This window comes from Thermoanaerobaculia bacterium (assembly GCA_018057705.1).
Taxonomy (GTDB): domain Bacteria; phylum Acidobacteriota; class Thermoanaerobaculia; order Multivoradales; family JAGPDF01; genus JAGPDF01.
Genome location: JAGPDF010000006.1, coordinates 24333 through 43238, shown reverse-complemented (window position 1 = coordinate 43238; position 18906 = coordinate 24333). Strand labels below are relative to the sequence as shown.

The 18906-nt window shown below is 69.1% G+C and carries 13 protein-coding genes; 11 read left to right on the top strand and 2 right to left on the bottom strand.

The features are described 5' to 3' along the window. Nucleotides 1-12: 12 nt before the first annotated feature. Nucleotides 13-1395, bottom strand: coding sequence for a TolC family protein (locus KBI44_03245; protein MBP9143474.1), 1383 nt, complete (start codon nucleotides 1393-1395; stop codon nucleotides 13-15). A gap of 91 nt (nucleotides 1396-1486) precedes the next feature. After that, nucleotides 1487-4024 (bottom strand): ATP-dependent helicase HrpB, encoded by a 2538-nt coding sequence (gene hrpB / locus KBI44_03240; protein ID MBP9143473.1) that lies wholly within the window; start codon nucleotides 4022-4024, stop codon nucleotides 1487-1489. Between the two features lie 263 nt (nucleotides 4025-4287). On the opposite strand from hrpB, the gene KBI44_03235 reads away from it, so the two are divergent. The 11 genes from KBI44_03235 to KBI44_03185 all read left to right on the top strand — a co-directional run bounded on the left by KBI44_03235 (nucleotide 4288) and on the right by KBI44_03185 (nucleotide 18903). After that, the gene (locus tag KBI44_03235) at nucleotides 4288-4971 is read left to right on the top strand and encodes a transposase (GenBank protein MBP9143472.1); all 684 of its coding nucleotides are present in this window, start codon (nucleotides 4288-4290) and stop codon (nucleotides 4969-4971) included. Between the two features lie 335 nt (nucleotides 4972-5306). Further along, complete coding sequence (locus KBI44_03230; GenBank protein MBP9143471.1) at nucleotides 5307-8354, top strand: hypothetical protein; 3048 nt, start codon at nucleotides 5307-5309, stop codon at nucleotides 8352-8354. Between the two features lie 105 nt (nucleotides 8355-8459). Then, complete coding sequence (gene typA, locus KBI44_03225) at nucleotides 8460-10262, top strand: translational GTPase TypA (protein ID MBP9143470.1); 1803 nt, start codon at nucleotides 8460-8462, stop codon at nucleotides 10260-10262. A 55-nt stretch (nucleotides 10263-10317) separates the two neighbouring features. Next, nucleotides 10318-11124, top strand: coding sequence for a symmetrical bis(5'-nucleosyl)-tetraphosphatase (locus KBI44_03220; GenBank protein MBP9143469.1), 807 nt, complete (start codon nucleotides 10318-10320; stop codon nucleotides 11122-11124). After that, complete coding sequence (locus tag KBI44_03215; GenBank protein MBP9143468.1) at nucleotides 11121-12347, top strand: beta-lactamase family protein; 1227 nt, start codon at nucleotides 11121-11123, stop codon at nucleotides 12345-12347. Before KBI44_03220 ends, KBI44_03215 begins: the two co-directional genes overlap by 4 nt. A gap of 12 nt (nucleotides 12348-12359) precedes the next feature. Next, the gene (gene pcnB, locus KBI44_03210; protein ID MBP9143467.1) at nucleotides 12360-13694 is read left to right on the top strand and encodes a polynucleotide adenylyltransferase PcnB; all 1335 of its coding nucleotides are present in this window, start codon (nucleotides 12360-12362) and stop codon (nucleotides 13692-13694) included. A 151-nt stretch (nucleotides 13695-13845) separates the two neighbouring features. Further along, complete coding sequence (locus KBI44_03205; protein MBP9143466.1) at nucleotides 13846-14523, top strand: succinate dehydrogenase cytochrome b subunit; 678 nt, start codon at nucleotides 13846-13848, stop codon at nucleotides 14521-14523. Nucleotides 14524-14525: 2 nt separating this feature from the next. Then, nucleotides 14526-16439, top strand: a complete 1914-nt coding sequence (locus KBI44_03200) for a fumarate reductase/succinate dehydrogenase flavoprotein subunit (protein ID MBP9143465.1) — start codon at nucleotides 14526-14528, stop codon at nucleotides 16437-16439. Then, nucleotides 16439-17218, top strand: a complete 780-nt coding sequence (locus KBI44_03195; protein ID MBP9143464.1) for a succinate dehydrogenase/fumarate reductase iron-sulfur subunit — start codon at nucleotides 16439-16441, stop codon at nucleotides 17216-17218. The genes KBI44_03200 and KBI44_03195 overlap by 1 nt, the downstream gene beginning before the upstream one ends. 16 nt (nucleotides 17219-17234) lie before the next feature. Further along, complete coding sequence (locus KBI44_03190) at nucleotides 17235-18146, top strand: amidinotransferase (GenBank protein MBP9143463.1); 912 nt, start codon at nucleotides 17235-17237, stop codon at nucleotides 18144-18146. Nucleotides 18147-18237: 91 nt separating this feature from the next. After that, the gene (locus KBI44_03185; GenBank protein MBP9143462.1) at nucleotides 18238-18903 is read left to right on the top strand and encodes a TetR/AcrR family transcriptional regulator; all 666 of its coding nucleotides are present in this window, start codon (nucleotides 18238-18240) and stop codon (nucleotides 18901-18903) included. The last annotated feature ends 3 nt before the right edge of the window (nucleotides 18904-18906 follow it).

Genomic DNA, 18906 nt, shown 5'->3' with positions numbered 1-18906 from the left:
GCTCGGGCTCTTTCAGGATCGGGGAGTCGAAGTGCGCAGGACGGTCTCCGGCTCGAGGCCGGCGGCAAGGGCGAGATGGAGGTGGGTGAGCCAGGCCTCGGCGCGCGCGACGAGCTCGCGCATCTCGGCTTCGCGGCGGGTGGTGGCGGCATCGAGGAGATCGATCGACCGGATCACGCCGGCGCGGAAGCGGTCCTCGACGATGCGCACGGTCTCCTCGGCCGCAGCGAGCGCGGCGGCAGCGGTACGGCGACGCTCGAGGGCGACCGAAGCCGCCTCGAAAGCCTGTTTCGTTTCGAGCTCGATGCCGGCGGTGAAGCGCTCGACGTCGGCGCGCCCGGCCTCGGCATCGGCGCGGGCGGCGGCCATCGCAGCACGGCGCTTGCCGCCATCGTAGAGATCGAAGCTCGCCAGCGCGGCGATCGTCGTCGAGTCGCCGTTGTTGCCGAAGAGTTGATCGTCGACCAGGTCGTGACGCGCCACGAGGCCGATGCGCGGAAAGAGGCCGCCCTTCAGGGCCTTGGCCTCGAGGTCGCCCGCGTCGAGGAGCTTCCTGGCTGCGGCCAGGTCGCTCCGCGCCTCGGCGCTGGCGAGCCAACCGGGGCTCTCCTGGGCGATCGGCGGCGGATCGGCGAGGGCCTCCAGGTTGTAACGGGTGTCGAGCGGCTCGCCGAGCCGGAAGGCGAGGTTGGATTCGGCGATGCGGACGTTGCCACGGGCCTCGGCGAGGAGGTCGTCGAGGCGCGCGAGCTCGACCTCGGCGCGCAGCAGGTCGGAGCGCACGAGCATCCCCTGGGCGGAGTAGGCGCGCGCGAGCTCGACATGCGCGGCGACGGTTTCGCGCGACTTCTCGAAGAGGGCCTGCGCTTCGCGCGCCTGCGCCAGGCGGATCCAGGCCTCGGCGGCGGCGACGGCCGCCTGATCGCCGGCCCGGCCGGCGCTCGCGGCCGCCGCTTCGGCGGCGAAGCGGGCCTGCTCGAGCCGGGTGGAGAGCTCGCCGCCGGTCCAGATCGGAATCTCGACCTCGAGCCGGGTGATCGCGGTCGAGAGCGGATCCGGATCGTTCGGATTGCCGGCGACGAAGGCGGGGAAGGAGAAGCGCTCCTGATTGAGCAGCATTCCGAAGGCGTCGGCGGGCGAGTCGGTGCGAATCCACTGCTCGGAGAGGCGCACCTGGGGCAGCCGGTAGCCGCCCGCCTCTTTGACGCGGGCTTCGGCGGCGCGTTGGCGGGCGGAGGCGGCGACCGTCTCGCGCGCCTGCAGGCGCCCGCGATCGAGCGCCGAGGCGAGGGTGAGCGTTTCCTCCGCCCGGAGGGGCGAGGTGAGCGCCGGGCTCGCGGCGAATGCTGTCAGCGCCGCGAGGGACGAGAGGACGAACAATCGATAGTTAACCATACAGCGATAGACTAGCGGGGAATCGAGCTTTCGTCAACACCCGTTCAGGGGGGGACTGTGACAGGGGCTCCGGGGTGCGTCCGGGGCAACCTCAGTGATTGCGGGTGCGGGTCCCGGAGCGCGGCCGCGGGCGGCGCTCGGCCGGGGCGGTCGTCGGATCGAGCGGCCAGGAGTGGCGCGGGTAGCGCGCGGCGAGCTCCTTGCGCACCTCGGCGTAGGTCGTCTTCCAGAAGCTCGAGAGGTCGGCGGTGACCTGCTGTGGCCGGCCGTTCGGGGCGAGCAGGTGGAGGAGAACCGGCACCCGGCCGCGGGCCAGACGCGGCGTCTCGGCGAGGCCGAAGAGCTCCTGGATGCGCGCTGCGAGGACCGGCTGCGCCGGGTCGGAGTAGTCGAGCCGGATCTGGTTGCCGGAAGGGACCGCGAGCCTCTCGGGGGCCTCGCGGTCGAGCGCGCTGCGCTGGGCGTGGCTGAGAGCACCGAGGAAGGACTCTCGCCAGGGGGCTCGGCGGAGGTCTCCGAACGACTTTGCGGAACCGGACAGCGAAGAAAGAAGCTCGGTAAAGGTGGCCTCTATCGGCGCTGGAATGGCGAGGTCGGGGCAGGCGTGGTGGAGGAAACGGAGGCGCGCGAGAAGGCTCTCCCACTCCTGGTTGTCGAGCGGCAGGACTTCGGTGAGCCGGCTGGCCGCGATCTTCAGCAGAAGCGCACCGGCAGCTTCGGTGTCGCGGATCGGGATCTCCTTGTCGTCGAGCACCAGGTCGTCGAAGCAGGTGCGGCGGTGGGCGACGACGCGTTCGCGCTCCTCGTCGAACTCGAGGACGGTCGCTTCGCGAAGGCGCTCGGGCGGCAGCCATTCGCGTTCGACCGCAGAGGCAATACGGACGAGCGCCTCGGAGCGCGGGCCGCTCCTGTCGTCGAGGCTGACGCAGACGAAGAGCTCAGCTTCCTTCACCGAGCTTTCGCGGGCGAGGCGTACGCCGCGCCCACCGACCATGACGGCGCGGTCGCTGCCAGGCTCGCGGCGCCGGGCGAGGCGGTCGGCCCAGGCGGTGAAGATCGATCTCTGAAGGCGCTCCTCCTTTTCCTCAGTCCACACCGGCGAGGCGACCGGCATTCCGGAGTCTCCGGCGCGTGATCGGCGCACTACGTCGAGGAGCGAATCCCTTGTGCGCAATAGTGTGGAGGAGGACGAGGATCTGGCCGAGCGCAGCGAATCGAGTTTCACCAGCAGATCCGACTGCGCTGACGTGCGTGCGCCGGAGATGCGGCTTTCGGGCGTTGCCGTCGGATCGCGGTCGGAGAGCAGCGCGGCGACGAGCGCCACCTCGTCGGCGACGCCGCGGCGCTCGCCGTCGAGGACGAGGAGCGCCAGCCTCGGGTGCAGCGGAAACTCGGCGAGCCTCCGGCCCAGCGGCGTGATGCCGTCGCTGGCCAGAGCGCCGAGGCGGGTGAGCGCGGCCTCGGCCGAGGTCAGCGCGCTCGCCTCTGGCGGTTCGAACCAGGGAAACTGTCCGAGATCGCGTTCTCCCCAGGCGGCGAGCTGCAGGACGGTCCAGGCGAGGTCGGCACGGCGGATCTCGGGGCGGCCGCGCTCCTTGAGTCCGCGCTGGTCGTGTTCGCTCCACAGGCGCAGGCACCAGCCGGGAGCCTGGCGCCCGGCGCGGCCGGCGCGCTGTTCGGCCGAGGCGCGGGAGATCCGGGTGAGGGTCAGGCTCTCGAGGCCGGTCGACGGATCGGCGCTGCTCTCCTTCACCCAGCCGGAGTCGATGACGCCGGTGACGCCGTCGACGGTGATCGAGGTCTCGGCGACGTTCGTCGCCAGGACGATCTTGCGCCGCGGGCCGGGACGCAGGACCCGATCCTGCTCGGCTGAGGGGAGATCGCCGTAGAGCTTCTCGACGGCGAGGTCGCGCTCCCGGGCGAGCGTCGCGAGCGCTTCTTCGGCGCGCCGGATCTCGGGAACTCCGGGCAGGAAGACCAGCAGGTCGCCAGGGGTCGTTTCCAGGCCCTTGCGAACGCCACGCGCGACGAGCGTCGCGAGCGGCGTGTCGGCGGGCGTTGGCCCGAGGTATTCGAGCGCGACCGGGAAGAGCCTGCCGGCGCTGGTGACGATCGGTGCGTCGAGGAAGGCCGCCAGACGCTCGCCGTCGAGCGTCGCCGACATCGCGAGGAGCCTCAGCTCCGGACGGGCCTCGAGCTGCACGCGGCGGACCAGGGCGAGCGACAGATCGGCGAACAGGCTGCGTTCGTGGATCTCGTCGAACAGCACGGCGCCGATGCCCTCGAGGAATGGGTCCCGCTGCAGCCGCTGGACGAGGATGCCCTCGGTGACGAAGAGGATCCGGGTGTCACGGGTGAAGTTCCGCTCGAAGCGGATCTGCCAGCCGACCTCGCGGCCGAGGGTCCAACCCTGCTCGTCGGCGATCCGGCGGGCCGCAGCCCGAGCCGCGATCCGCCGCGGCTCGAGGACGAGGACCTGCCCGCTGCCGACCACCGCGGACGCCACGACCGCCGGCGGCACCCGCGTCGTTTTCCCGGCCCCGGGCGGCGCCTGCAGCACGGCATTGCCGCGTGCCCGCAACGCGTCCAGAAGGTCGGCGAGCGTTTCGTCGACCGGCAAAGGCGTCAGCTCGCGCGTCATCCCCCGATGCTACCGGGGATCCGGGACACACAAACAGGACACACCAACAGGACACACAACCGGGACACACAACCGGGACACGAAAAAGCCGCTCGTCGAACCGAATGTGCCAGATTCGAATCGAGAAAGGCGTCTTTAACTGCCAGGACACAATAAAGGGACACCATGGAGGGACACGATAAAGGGACAGGGAACAGGACCCAAAGGGGACGATGTGCGAGGTTGGAGCGCTGAATTACGTCCTTACAGGCATGACCAGAATCCCGCGATGGGTTGTTCCGGGCGTACCCCACCACGTCACCCAAAGGGGAAACCGGCGGCAGACGACCTTCTTCCGCGCTCTCGACTACGAGCTCTACCGGCAGCTCATGGCCGACCAGTGCCAGAGGTACTCGGTCGCGATCTGGGCTTACAGTCTTCTTCCCAACCACGTTCACCTGATCGCTGTACCGCGCGAACCAGGGAGCCTCGCACGCGCTGTAGGGGAGGCCCATAGACGCTACACGACGATCATCAACCGGAGAGAGGGCTGGACCGGTTGCCTCTGGCAAGGCCGGTTCTCCTCCTTTGCGATGGATGAGCCGCATCTCTATGCGGCGACACGCTATGTCCTGATGAATCCGGTTCGCGCCGGCCTGGCTGATCGTGCTGTCGACTGGCCCTATTCCAGCGCGCGGGCCCATGTCGAGCGCGGAGCCGACGACCTGGTCGAAGTCGAAGGCCTCGACAGGCGTATCGGCGACTGGAGCGCCCTTCTCGCAGACTCGTCGACTTGGAGTGAAAGGACCCGCATGAGGCGGCACGAGAAGAGTGGCTTTCCGCTCGGAGACGAGCGCTTTCTGGCAGAGATTGCCAAGGCGACTGGCCGCGAACTGCTTTCCAACTGCTGCCGGGTTGGACATCCTCGAGGATCTCGTCGCACCTCGCGCAGCTGACCCAACCGCTGGCGTTCGGCTGCGGGATCGACAGGGCAGAGGCGGAATCGGCACTGCGTGTCGCTAGCCGCTAGGCGCGCTGCTGAGCAGTGCCCTTGACTGCGTCCTTCCATCGTGTCCCTTCATTGTGTCCCTCTATCGTGTCCCCGGTGGTATGTCCGTTTCTGTGTCCCATTTGTGTGTCCCGTTTGAGTGTCCCCGGACGACGAGATGGGCGCTGCGGCCGCGGCGCGGAGCCAGCGGGTTAAGCTAAAGAGAACCGAGGAGTTCTCATGCCGGCAGCGAATCCGAGGTGGCAACTGCGCGACGGACCGTCGCGGCGAAGGGGGCCGCTGTTGTCCCGTGCCTTCCTGCTGGCCGCGCTCTGCGCCGGCGCCGAGGGCGCTCGGGCGGCCGAAGCCCCGGCGGCGCCGGGCGGGGCGGCTCTCGAGCCCAAGGCGGTCATCGCGGCGCTGATCGAGAGCTCGCTGGACGTCGCCAGGGCCGTTCCTGTGACGCGACTGAATCTGGCCGTCGACCTCGCCGAGGTCCGTCTCGAAAATGGCTGGCTCTTTCCGGCCACGCCGCTCGCGGGCCGGGTCGTGGAGGTGGTCTTTATCGGCGAAGGCCGAATCAGTCTGGTGCCGCCGGATGCCACCGAGGCCGGCCAGCTCGAGCTCTTCACCGGCGAGACGCGACTCGACCGCCCTTTTGACGCCGCGGTCTTCGTCGTCGCCAGCGATACCGCGAGTGCCGCGCTGTTTCGTCGCGCCGTCGCGAGCGCTCCGGGCGCCGCCGAGATCGAGCGCGCGAGCGCACTCTGGTCCCGCTGGCAAAAGAGCGGTGAGCGTCGAGTGCTCGGAGTCGATGCGACCCTTCTCGCCGACGCGCTCGGAGAGGCGCTCTACAACGGCGCCTTCGTCGCCTGGTTGCACCAGGAAGACGAGCCCCCTTTCATCTTCCAGATCGACCCCGCCGCCGAGGACGCCGTCAGTCTGGGGCGGTTCGCGCCCATCGAGGCCGACGAACGCGAGCAGAGGCGCATTGCCCGCGAGCTCCGAACGCAGCAGAAGAAGGGCCGCGGCCTGGGGTTGGAGCTCGCTGACTTCGGAGAGTGGGAGCAATGGATGTCCGCGCCCATGCGCGACGCCACCGGCAAGCCGCTGGCCCGACGGACCCTCTTCGAACCGGTGCGCTACGTTCTCGAGGCGACGCTCTCGGGCAGCGGCGACCTCACCCTCTCCGGCCGGGCGCGAGTGGTGGTGCGATCGCAGAGCGTCAGCCACCGGGTCGTCGTCGCGACGCTGCACCCCGACCTCGTCGTGCGGGTGGTGCGGGACGCCAGGGGGGCTCTGCTGGACTTTCACCGATCGGGCGCCGAGCTCGCGATCGTCTTGGCGGCGGCGCCGGCGGCAGGCGACGAAACCGCGATCGAGGTCGAGTACGACGGGCGTTTCCTCGACCGTGCGGGCAGATCGCTCTACGCCCTGCGCGACACGCTCTCCTGGTACCCGCACGTCGGCGCCCTCGATCGGGCAACGTACGAAGTGACCCTCAACTGGCCGAAGCGCCTCGAGGTGGTCGCGGCGGGGGATCGCATCGACGGCGGCGAGCGTCCCGATGGCACGCACTGGGAGCGCCGCCAGCTCGGCACTCCGGCGTTCGGGTACTCATTCGAGGCCGGACGCTTCGAGGTCGTGCGCGCCACCGTGGAGCGCCCGGAGCTGCCGCCGGTAGCGGTCGAGGTCTATTTCGATGCCGAGAGCGAGGATCTCCCGAAGAAGGTGCGCGAGGAGATCGTCGCGGCGGTCACCGACTCGCTGGTCTACTACGGCGAGATCTTCTCGCCCTACACCGGATCCGCGCTGCGGGTCGTGACGGTGCCTCGCCTCATGTCGCAGGGGCTCCCGGGCTTCGTCACGCTGTCCTCGCTGGCGATGAGCGATCTTCATCCCGGTTGGCGTCTGCTGCTGGGGATCGAAGACCGGCGCACGACGGTGGCGCATGAAATCGCTCACCAGTGGTGGGGGAACCGGGTCGGCTGGGCGAGCTATCGCGACCAGTGGATCAGCGAATCGATGGCCACGTACGCGGCGATGCTCTGGGCGCGCAACCGCCTGCCCGCGGCCGAGCGTCCACTCGTCGGCCCGACCTCCGGCTGGCAGGGCGAGCTCCTGGCGACCACCGAAGACGGTCACACCGTCGAATCGCTCGGGCCGGTGACGCTCGGCACACGGCTGCTCTCCGGCAAGGAGCCCGCCGCCTACGACGCCATCGTCTACAAGAAGGGGGCCGTCGTTTGGAGCATGCTCTCGCGCTACTGGACGGAGAAGGACTTCCTCGCCATTCTCCGCGCGGTCGTCGAGGCCGCCTCGGGCAAGGTTCTCTCCACGGGCGACCTGATCCAGATGATCGAGCGCCTCTCGGGCACCGGGCTCGAAGGTTTTGCGCGACGCTTCATCTACGGCACGGGCCTGCCGGAGATCCACTTCGATTCCACGCTCGGCGCGAAGCAGGGCGAGAAGTGGCCGCTGACGATCCGTGCCCGGCAGCAGGCGCCCTACCGGTTTCGCTATCGCGTCGTCGCCGGGGCCGACGGCCGGTCCGTCGTCGCCCGCGAGGGGCGCGCCGAGATGGAGGTCGACGACACGACTTTCGCGGTGCCCTTTCAGGTGCCGATCGACGTCCCCTGGCCGGCCGACGCACCGCCGCCCCCGCAGCCGCGCAGGCGGGGCGATCCACCGCCTCGCCCGCGCCTCGACGGGCGCCTGCGGCTGACAGGTGCGCAAACCGAGCTGACGCTCGAGCTCGACCAACGGCCGCTCGGCATCGTTCTCGACCCGCGAGACGAGGTCTTCGCGCTGTTTTTCGACCTGGGGCGGTCGCCGAAGCGCGCCGCGCTCAGGGATGCGACGGCCGCGGCCGCCGCCGGCGAGCGCGAAACCGCGAGCGCGCGCTATGCGGAAGTCTTTGCGGCGAAAGTCCGCCTGCCGGTCGACTTCGCTCCGGCCGAGGAGCCGGAGGAACTGGCGCGCGAAGGACGCGGCCTCGACGCCCTCGCCCACCTCGGGCTGGCCCGCCTCGCGATCGATCGCGGCGACCTCGCCTCAGCGAAGCGCGAGGTCGCGGCCGCGGCCCAGGGACTCGACCGCAGCCAGCGCGCGGCGATCGAAGGCGAAGCGTCGCTGGTCGTGGCGCGCCTCGAGCTCGCCTCCGGCAACGCCGCTGCTGCTCATCGGCGTTTGAAGCGCCTGGTGGTTTCGCGCTCGACCCTGGATGGTACGGAGGGCTGGCTGCTGCTCGCGGTAGCGGCGCACGAGGCCGGCGAGAAGGAGACCCTCGATCAGGCGCTCGAGGTGGCCCGGCGCCGGAGCGTCGATCTCGGGCCGTTGGCGGACCTGTAGCGGCCCACTCGCGGCCCCCCGGGGGCATCTGATAAGCTGTCTCCGCCCATTCGGGTGAACGCACGGCGCGTTCCGCGCCGACTCAAAAACACGGAGACGAGACCAGTGAGCCGCAGTCAACGGACGGACGTCCGCAACATCGCCATTATCGCCCACGTCGACCACGGCAAGACGACGCTCGTCGACGCCATGCTCTGGCAAAGCGGGATCTTTCGCGCCAACGAAGCTGTCATGGAACGGGTCATGGATTCGATCGATCTCGAGCGCGAAAAAGGGATCACGATCATGGCCAAGAACACCTCGATCATCTACAAGGGGACGCGGATCAACATCGTCGACACCCCTGGCCACGCCGATTTCGGCGGCGAGGTCGAGCGCACCCTGAAGATGGTCGACGGCGTGATGCTCCTCGTCGACGCCTCGGAGGGACCTCTGCCGCAGACGCGCTTCGTGCTGCGCAAGGCCTTCGAAGCCAACCTCACGCCGATCGTGGTGATCAACAAGATCGACCGCCCGGACGCGCGGATCAACGAAGTGGTCAACGAGGTCTACGACCTGTTCATCGATCTCGACGCTTCGGAAGAGCAGCTCGAGTTCCCGGTCCTCTACTGCAACGCACGCAAGGGTCTCTGCCGCACCTCACCCGACGGCGAGGACACGCTCCTCGCGCCGCTCTTCGAGCAGATCGTCACGACGGTTCCGCCGCCCGACTACGACCCGGAGATGCCCTTGCAGTTCCTGATCACCAGCCTCGCCTACGACGACTACGTCGGGCGGCTGGCGATCGGCCGCATCTTCAGTGGCTCGGTGAAGAAGGCGCAGGAGGTCTCGCGTATCCGGATCGACGGCGGGGTCGAGACCGCCAAGGTCACCGTGCTCTACGGCTACGACGGTCTGGCGCGCACCGAGATCGCCGAGGCCGGCCCGGGCGACATCGTCGCGATCGCGGGGCTCTCGGAGGTCGCGATCGGCGAGACCCTCTCGTCGGTCGAGAATCCGCAGGCGCTGCCGCAGATCCGTGTCGAGGAGCCGACGATCGCCATGGTCTTCTCGATCAACAACTCGCCGATGTCCGGCCGCGAGGGCACTCACGTCACCAGTCGCAAGCTCAAGGATCGCCTGGCGAAGGAGCTGCTCACCAACGTCGCGATCCGCGTCGAGGAAACCGACACCGCCGACGCCATGAAGGTCTCGGGCCGCGGCGAGCTGCAGCTCGCGATCCTGATCGAGATGATGCGCCGCGAAGGCTACGAGCTCTCGGTCGGCAAGCCCGAGGTCATCACCCGCATGGTCGACGGCAAGCTCGCCGAGCCGATGGAGCAGCTGATCGTCGACTGTCCCGAGGACTTCATCGGCGTCCTGACGCAGAAGCTCGGCGCGCGCCGCGGCCGGATGACCAAGATGGTCAACCACGGCACCGGCCGGGTCGGCATCGAGTACCGCATCCCGTCGCGCGGCCTGATCGGCTTCCGCACCGAGTTCCTGACCGACACCAAGGGCCAGGGCATCATGAACTCGCTGTTCGACGGCTGGGATTTCTGGCAGGGTGACATCGAGCACCGGGCGACCGGCGCTCTGGTCTCCGACCGTCCCGGCAAGGTCACCGCCTACGCCATCGAGGGCCTGCAGCCGCGCGGCGTCCTCTTCGTCTCGCCGACGGACGAGGTCTACGAGGGAATGATCGTCGGCGAGCATGCCCGTGGCAACGACCTCGACGTCAACATCGTCAAGGAGAAGAAGCTCACCAACATGCGTGCTTCCGGCTCCGACGACACCGTGCATCTCGTTCCGCCGCGCCTCATGAACCTCGAGCAGGCGCTCGAGTTCATCAAGGAGGACGAGCTGGTCGAAGTCACCCCCAAGGCCTTCCGCCTGCGCAAACGGATCCTCAAGGCCAACCAGCGCTAGTCGCCGGATCGTCACGGCCGCCGATCGCTCCCGAGCGACCGCCGGGCGCTCCCGATTGCTATCCTCCGACCGGATGGCGACCTGGGCGATCGGCGATGTGCATGGGTGCTACCGCACCCTGCGCAAGCTCCTGAAGAAGATCGACTTCGCGAAGAGCACCGACCGTCTCTGGTTCACCGGCGACCTGGTGAACCGGGGGCCGCGTTCGCTCGAGGTGCTCGAGTGGGCCGCCGATCACGACTGGCGAATCGAATCGGTCCTCGGCAACCACGACCTGCATCTGCTGGCGGTCGCTTTCGGCGTCGCCCACGAACGGCCGCGCGACACCCTGCGCCCGATCCTGAAGTCCAGCCGCCAGGTTCCGCTGCTCGACTGGCTGCGCCGCCGGCCGCTCGCCGTCGGCACCCCGGCCCGCCTCATGGTGCACGCGGGGCTGCTGCCGGCCTGGACGGCGGAGGAGACGCTTTCGACCGCCGCGCGCCTCGAGAGCCGCCTGCGCGGCGAGGGCGCGGCGCAACTCCTCGCGACTCTCCGGCGCAAGGGAGGCGAGGCCGAGGAGGAGAGCGCCGAGGTGCGCGCGCTGCGCGTTCTCGCTCTGGTGCGCACCGTGCGCGCCGACGGCGAGCTCTGTCGCGAGTTCGCCGGTCCACCGGAGGAGGCTCCGAAGGGTTGCCTGCCCTGGTACGAAGTCCCCGGCCGGAAGAGCGCCGGGACGGAGATCGTCTTCGGACACTGGGCGGCGGCGGGTTTTCGACAGGGTGCGAGGATCCTCGCCCTGGACTCCGGCTGCGCCTGGGGCGGACAACTGACCGCCGTGCGCCTGGAGGACGGCGAGCGCGTTCAGGTCGGGAACGCCGAGTGACGGCGTTCGCCACCGACGGTCTCTTCGACCGCGGCCGCCTCGGCCGGACCGCCGCCGAGATCGAAGAGCAGATCGACGCCGGCCTCGAGCTCGGCGGGCAGCTCTTCCTCGCTCTACGCGGTGCGGTCGTCGCCGATGTCGCCTTCGGCGAGGCTCGCCCGGGCGAGCCGATGCGCCGGGACCACCTGATGCTCTGGATGTCGTCCACCAAGCCGGTCGCGGCGGTCGCGATCTGCCAGCTCTGGGAACGCGGCCGGCTCGAGCTCGACGATCCGGTCGCTCGACACATCCCCGAATTCGCGCAGGGCGGCAAAGAGCGGGTGACCGTGCGCCATCTGCTGACGCACACCGGGGGAGTGCGCATGCTCGCGACCGGCTGGCCGGAGGCCGGCTGGGAGGGCACCGTGGCCCGCGTCTGCGCGCAGCGCCTCGAACCGCGCTGGGAGCCGGGGAGGAAGGCCGGCTACCACCTGGCCTCGAGCTGGTTCATCCTCGGCGAGCTCGTTCACCGGCTCGACGGGCGGCGGTTCGAACGCTATGTTCGCGAGGAGATCTTCGAGCCTCTCGGGGCATTCGACTGCTGGATCGGCATGCCCGCGGAGCGCTTCCGCGACTACGGCTCGAGGATCGCGCCGATGTTCGATACCAGCGCAGCATCGGCGTCGGCATCGGGGCCGACTGCGGCCGCGGCCGAAGCCGGGGTTGCGGCGGCCGGGCCCGCGCTGAGCGAGAGCGGTGCGACTGCCGAGGCCCGCCTGGTCGTGCCGTCGCCCGGTGGCAACGGCTGCGGGCCGGTGAGCGAGCTCGCCCGGCTCTACCGGATGTTGATCGCTGGCGGAGAGCTCGACGGCCGGCGCCTGCTGCGCCGGGAGACGGTCGAGGCGCTCGCGGCGCGCCACCGGGTCGGCATGGTCGACGCCACCTTCCGCGCCCGTCTCGACTGGGGCCTGGGGGTCATCGTCAATTCGGCGCACTACCAGGAGCCGCAGATGCCGTACGGCTACGGGCCGCTCGCGGGGCCGCGGACCTTCGGTCACAGCGGTGCGCGCAGTTCGACGGCGTTCGCCGATCCCGACGCCGGGCTGGTCGCGGCGCTGGCGGTGAACGGGATGCCGTCCGACGACGCCCATCGTCAGCGCTTCGAGCGCCTGGCCGAAGCCCTCTATCGGGATCTGGAGCTCGACCGCCCGGCTCCGCTCGCTCCCGCATCCGAAGCGATATAGACTCGGAGGCGCTTGAGCGTCTCCGTCCCACCCACCGCAGCGAGCGACTCGATCCCACCGCGCATCGTCGCCCGTTCCGAGCATGCGGTCTCCCGCAGCCGGATCCAGAAAGAGGCGCTGAAGGTCCTCTATCGCCTGCAGGAGTCCGGCTATCTCGCCTACATGGTCGGTGGCAGCGTCCGTGACCTGCTGCTCGGGCGCCAGCCGAAGGACTTCGACATCGCGACCGACGCCAAGCCGCAGGAGATCCGCCGGGTCTTCCGCAACGCCCGGATCATCGGTCGACGATTCCGGCTGGTGCACATCCTGTTCGGCGACGTGGTCGTGGAGGTCTCGACCTTTCGCTGCGAGCCCCGGCTGGCGGCGCCGGGCGCGAACTCGGAACCCGAGCTGCTGATCACCAGCGACAACAGCTTCGGAACCGCGGTCGAAGACGCCTTCCGCCGCGACTTCACAGTCAACGCTCTCTTCTACAACATCGCCGACTTCTCGATTCTCGACTACGTCGGCGGCATGGAGGATCTCCGCCAGAGCGTTCTGCGCACGATCGGCGATCCGCAAGTGCGCTTCCGCGAAGATCCCGTGCGGATGCTGCGCGCCTGCGAGCTCGCCGGGCGGCTCGATTTCACGATCGAGGCGGAGAGCCAGGCGGCGATCCACGATCTCCGGCAGGAGCTCACCAAGGCGTCGCCGGCGCGCGTCAGCGAAGAGCTCGTGGCGCTCCTGCGCTGCGGCAGCTCGGGCAAGGCCATGCAGTGGATGCTCGACCTCGGGGTGCTCGAAGTTCTGCTGCCCGAGGCCTACGCGATGGTCCAGGCGAGCGAGCGCGGCCTCGGCGACTTCGGCAAGATCCTCCCCACGCTCGACCGCAAGATCGCTGCCGGCCGGCAAGTCTCGGACGGCGGTCTTCTGGCTGCGCTCCTCCTGCCCGGCGTGCTGCTGCGCCGCTTCGACATCGAGGCTCTGGCGAGGAAGGCCCTGCGCCGCGAGCAACTCGCCCTGCTGGTCGACGAAGTCTGTGCCCCGTTCATCAAGCGCTTCGCCCTCTCGCGCGTTCGCACCCAGCAGACCACCGACGCGCTCAAGGGCTTCCTGCGCCTCTGCGAGCCCCACCGCACCGCCGGCGAGCGCCATCTCGCGGTGTCGAGATCCTGGTTCCCCGACGCCCTCTGGCTCTTCGAGCTGCTCGCCGAGGCGACCGCCGAGGGTTTCGAGGAGCTGGCTCAGTGGCAGGCGGCCTCCCGCCGGCGCCCGGTGCTGGCTTCCGGCGATTCCCTCGGCGCGCCCCTCGGCGGCGCCCGTGCAGCGCCGCCGCGCAAGCGCCCCCGCCGGCGCAAGCGGCGCTGAATCCGGGGCCCTTCCGGCGGCTCTCCTCCCGCCCCATGGGATGGTGCGGGTGCAGACCGGATCGGTATCATCGGGCGAACGAACGGCGAGGCAGTCCGCCGGCGGCCCTGCCGGCGTAGATCAGCAGGAATGAGAGTGGGGTGAGCTGGAGATGACCGCGACCGTCGGCTTTTCTCGTACGACCCTGGGGAAGAAGGCGGTGATGGCCGTGACCGGCCTCATCCTGTTCGGCTTCGTCTTCATCCACATGTTCGGCAATCTGAAGCTCTACCAGGGCGAGGCGAAGTTCGATCACTACGCCGAAGCGCTGCGCGAGCTCGGGAAGCCGATTCTCGGCTCCGGCCAGGCGCTGTGGATCGCCCGCGCGGTGCTGCTCGCGGCGGTTCTGCTGCACATCTGGTCCGCCTGGTCGCTCACGCTGCAGTCGCGCCGCGCCCGGCCGGTGCGCTACCAGAGCCACGAGCTGCTGCAGTCGAGCTATGCCGTGCGCACGATGCGCTGGGGCGGCGTCCTCCTGCTGCTCTTCGTGATCTACCACCTGGCGCACCTGACTCTGGGATCGGCGCACCCCGACTTCGTCCCCGGCAAGGTCTACCAGAACGTCATCGTCGGATTCCAGGTCGGCTGGGTCGCGGCCTTCTACATCGTGGCGAACATCGCGCTCGGCTTCCACCTGTTCCACGGGCTCTGGAGCTTCTTCCAGACACTCGGTTGGAACCAGCCGGCGTGGAATCCGTGGCGCCGCCGGTTCGCGACGCTGTTCGCCATCGTGATCACCCTCGGCAACGTCTCATTCCCGATCGCCGTGCTGACCGGCGTGGTGAGGTAGTCATGCAGCTCGATGCCAGAATTCCCGACGGCCCGATCGAGACCAAGTGGGAGCGCACGAAGTTCGACATGAAGCTGGTGAATCCGGCGAACAAGCGCCGTTTCTCCGTCATCGTCGTCGGTTCGGGGCTCGCCGGGGCCTCGGCGGCCGCGTCGCTCGCCGAGCTCGGCTACAAGGTGAGCTGCTTCTGCTACCAGGACTCGCCCCGGCGCGCGCATTCGATCGCCGCCCAGGGGGGCATCAACGCCGCCAAGAACTACCAGAACGACGGCGACAGCGTCTACCGGCTGTTCTACGACACCGTGAAGGGCGGTGATTTCCGGGCGCGCGAGGCGAACGTCTATCGCCTCGCCGAGGTCTCGGTCGAGATCATCGACCAGTGCGTGGCGCAGGGCGTACCGTTCGCGCGGGAGTACGGCGGCATGCTCGCCAACCGCTCGTTCGGCGGCGCCCAGGTCTCGCGCACCTTCTACGCCCGCGGCCAGACCGGGCAGCAACTGCTGCTGGGCGCCTATCAGGCGCTGTCGCGGCAGATCGGTCTCGGCAACGTCCGGATGTTCCCACGCACCGAGATGCTCGACGTTGTGGTCGACGAGGGCCGCGCCCGGGGCATCATCACCCGCGACCTGGTCACGGGGTCGATCGGCCGGCATGCCGCGCACGCGGTGGTGCTGGCGACCGGCGGCTACGGCAACGTCTTCTATCTGTCCACGAACGCCACCGGCTGCAACGCGACGGCGATCTGGCGCGCCCACAAGCGCGGCGCCTTCTTCGGCAACCCGTGCTACACGCAGATCCACCCGACCTGCATTCCGGTGTCGGGGGAGTACCAGTCGAAGCTCACGCTGATGTCCGAGTCGCTGCGCAACGACGGCCGGATCTGGGTGCCGAAGAAGAAGGGCGACACCCGCAAGGCCGGCGACATTCCGGAGGCCGAGCGCGACTACTACCTCGAGGTGAAGTACCCGAGCTTCGGGAACCTCGTGCCGCGCGACGTCGCCTCGCGCAACGCCAAGGCGGTCTGCGACGAAGGCAGGGGAGTCGGTCCGGGCGGCCTCGGGGTCTATCTCGACTTCGCCGAGTCGATCGGCCGGCTGGGTCAGAAGGCGATCGCCGAGCGCTACGGCAACCTGTTCGAGATGTACGAGAAGATCACCGGCGAAGACCCCTACAGCGTGCCGATGCGGATCTACCCGGCCGTCCACTACACGATGGGCGGGCTGTGGGTCGACTATCACCTGATGTCGACCGTGCCCGGACTGTTCGTGGCCGGCGAAGCGAACTTCTCGGACCATGGCGCGAACCGGCTGGGAGCCTCGGCCCTCATGCAGGGGCTGGCCGACGGCTACTTCGTGATTCCGTACACCGTCGGCGACTACCTGGTGAAGCACATGGGGGAGAAGCTCGACACCGCGAGCGCCCCGTTCGCCGCCGCGGAGGCCGAAGTCGCCTCGCGGGTGAGTCAACTTCTGGCGGTCGGCGGCAAGCGCTCGGTCGACTCGATCCACCGCGAGCTCGGGAAGATCATGTGGGAGCACTGCGGCATGGCAAGGAATGCCTCGGGCCTCAAGGCCGCGCTGGAGAAGATTCCCGCCCTGCGCCAGGAGTTCCGCGAGAACGTCAATGTCCTCGGATCGGGTGAGAGCCTGAATCAGTCGCTCGAGAAGGCCGGCCGGGTCGCCGACTTTCTCGAGCTGGGCGAGCTCATGTGCAAGGACGCGCTCGAGCGGGCGGAGTCGTGCGGCGGACACTTCCGCGAGGAGAGCCAGACCCCCGAGGGCGAGGCCCTGCGCGACGACGAGAAGTTCTCCTACGTCGCCGCCTGGCAGAACCTGGGGGCGGAAAAGGGCTGGGCGCTCCACAAGGAGCCCCTGGCCTTCGAGCATGTCCACCTCGCCCAAAGGAGCTACAAGTGATGAAGCTCAAGCTCAAGGTCTGGCGGCAGCCGGCCGCCGATGCTCCGGGCAGGATGGTCGCCTACGAGGCCCCCGATGTCAGTCCCCACATGTCGTTTCTCGAGATGCTCGACGTCCTCAACGAGCGTCTGGTCGGCCGCGGCGAGGAGCCCATCGCCTTCGACCACGACTGCCGCGAAGGAATCTGCGGCACCTGCGGCTTCGTGATCAACGGTGTCGCCCACGGCGGACAGAAGGGGACCACCGTCTGTCAGCTGCACATGCGCCACTTCAAGGACGGCGACGAGCTGACCCTCGAGCCCTGGCGGTCGCGGGCCTTCCCCGTGCTGCGCGACCTGATGGTCGACCGGAGCGCCTTCGACCGCATCATCCAGGCAGGCGGGTTCGTGTCGGTGAATACCGGCTCGGCGCCCGACGGCAACGCCATCCCGATCCCGAAGATCGACTCCGATCTGGCGATGGACGCCGCCCAGTGCATCGGCTGCGGCGCCTGCGTTGCGCAGTGCCCGAACGGCGCCGCGCAGCTCTTCACCTCGGCCAAGATCTCGCACCTCGCCCTCCTGCCGCAGGGTCAGCCGGAGCGCTACCTGCGGGTGGAGTCGATGGTCGCGCAGCTCGAGGAGGAGATGTTCGGCAGCTGCACGAACTACGGCGAGTGCGAGGCGGTCTGCCCGAAGCAGATCTCGGTCGACTTCATCGCCCAGCTGAACCGCGACTACCTCAAGGCGAAGATCGCGCCGCCGCGCATGGCTCGCGGCGCCGCGGGCGGCGCCGGCTGAACGCCGCAGGGAACCCATGATCGTCGACTCCCCCCAGGCCTTCCGCGACGCGATCGCGGGAGGCCGTTTTCCCGTTGCGCACCCCACCGCGGCGCGCGCCGCCTTCCTGGTCTCGCCGCTCGGCTTCCGGCTCGCGGAGGAGTCGGCGACCGACAACCGCTACATGGACATGAAGACCGGCACGTCGGAGGAGCGCGCACTGGTGGAGCATGCCCACCTCGCAGGAGCGCTGGTCGGTACCCTCCCGGTCTTCACCCTGCCCGGCGACGCGCAAACTCCCGACGCCGTCTTCCCGAACAACGTCTTCGCGACGACGAAGGACAGACTCATCCTCGGCGCCATGCGCCACGAGGTGCGCCGCAGAGAGGCAAAGCGCTCCGACATTCCGTCCCTATTTACTGGTCTTTTCGCGAAACGCATCGAGCGACTGCCGGAAGACTGCGTCGCCGAACTGACCGGCCCGCTGATCGTCGATCGAGGAAGAAACATCGGCTTCTGCGGCCTCACGGAACGCTGCGACCGCAGGGGAGCCGACAAGATGCACGAGGCCTTCGGCCTCGATCTGATGTTCGTCTTCGAGCTCGATCCGGCCGAGTACCACACCAACGTCGTCATGTCGGTGCTGGCGAGCCGCGCCCTGGTCATCCACCCGCCGTCGTTCCGCGACCCCGAGGTGCCGCGGGCGATCGCCGGCCTTTACGGCGAGCGGGTCCTCGTGATCACGGACGCCGAGAAGGCGGCCTTCGCCGGCAACTGCATCGCGCTCTCGGACCGCGACGTCTGGATGAGCGAAGCCGCCGCGCAAGCGCTCACCCGGGAGCACCGCGCCGACCTCGCCGCCTGGGGATTCGAAGTGAAGTCCGTGGCGCTCGCCGAGATCGAGAAGGCGGGCGGCTCCCTGCGCTGCTGCGTCGCCGAAATCTACTGACCTGCAGGCCGGCCGAAGCTGGCGGACAGCGCGAGGAAAGGCGCTCGCCCCCCTCTTGTCATGGACTGTAATGTAAGTTACAGTACGCTCCTTGAGCGACCTTCCGCCCACCTCCGCCTGCCACCCCTGTGCGTCCGATGGCCTCTCGGGCCGCGCTTCAGCGCGCCGACAGGCGATCCTCGCGGCCGCCCGCACCCTCTTCCTCGAGAAGGGCTACGCCGCCACGACCTGCGCCGATGTCGTCGCGGTCTCGGGGGGGTCGCTCGCCACGCTCTACGCACTCTTCAGCACCAAGCGCGGCCTGTTCGAGGCGATCCTGCGCGACTACTCCGAGGCGGTGATGCGGCCGCTCTGCGTCGAAGGGATCTCGATCGACCCGGAGCAGGGTCTGCTCGCGTTCGGCGAGCGCTACCTGGCCGTGGTGCTCGAACCGTCGGTGGTCGCCTGGTGGCGCGCGCTGTGCGCCGAAGCTCCCCATGCACCCGAGCTGCGCGAAGTCTTCCTGACCGAAGAGGGCGGGCCGATCCAGCAGGCGCTCGCTTCGTACCTGGGCGACAAGGTGGACAAGGGGCTGCTCGAGATCGCCGAGCCGGTGCGCGCCGCCGGCCAGTTCCTGGCGCTCCTGCGCGGACACCTGCACAACCGGGCGCTCGCCGGCGACCCGAGTCCTGTCACGCCGCAGGAGATCCAAGAGCAGGTGCGTAGCGCCGTCCGAATCTTCATCCATGGTTGCCGGCCCCGCCCGGCGGGTTCCTGAATC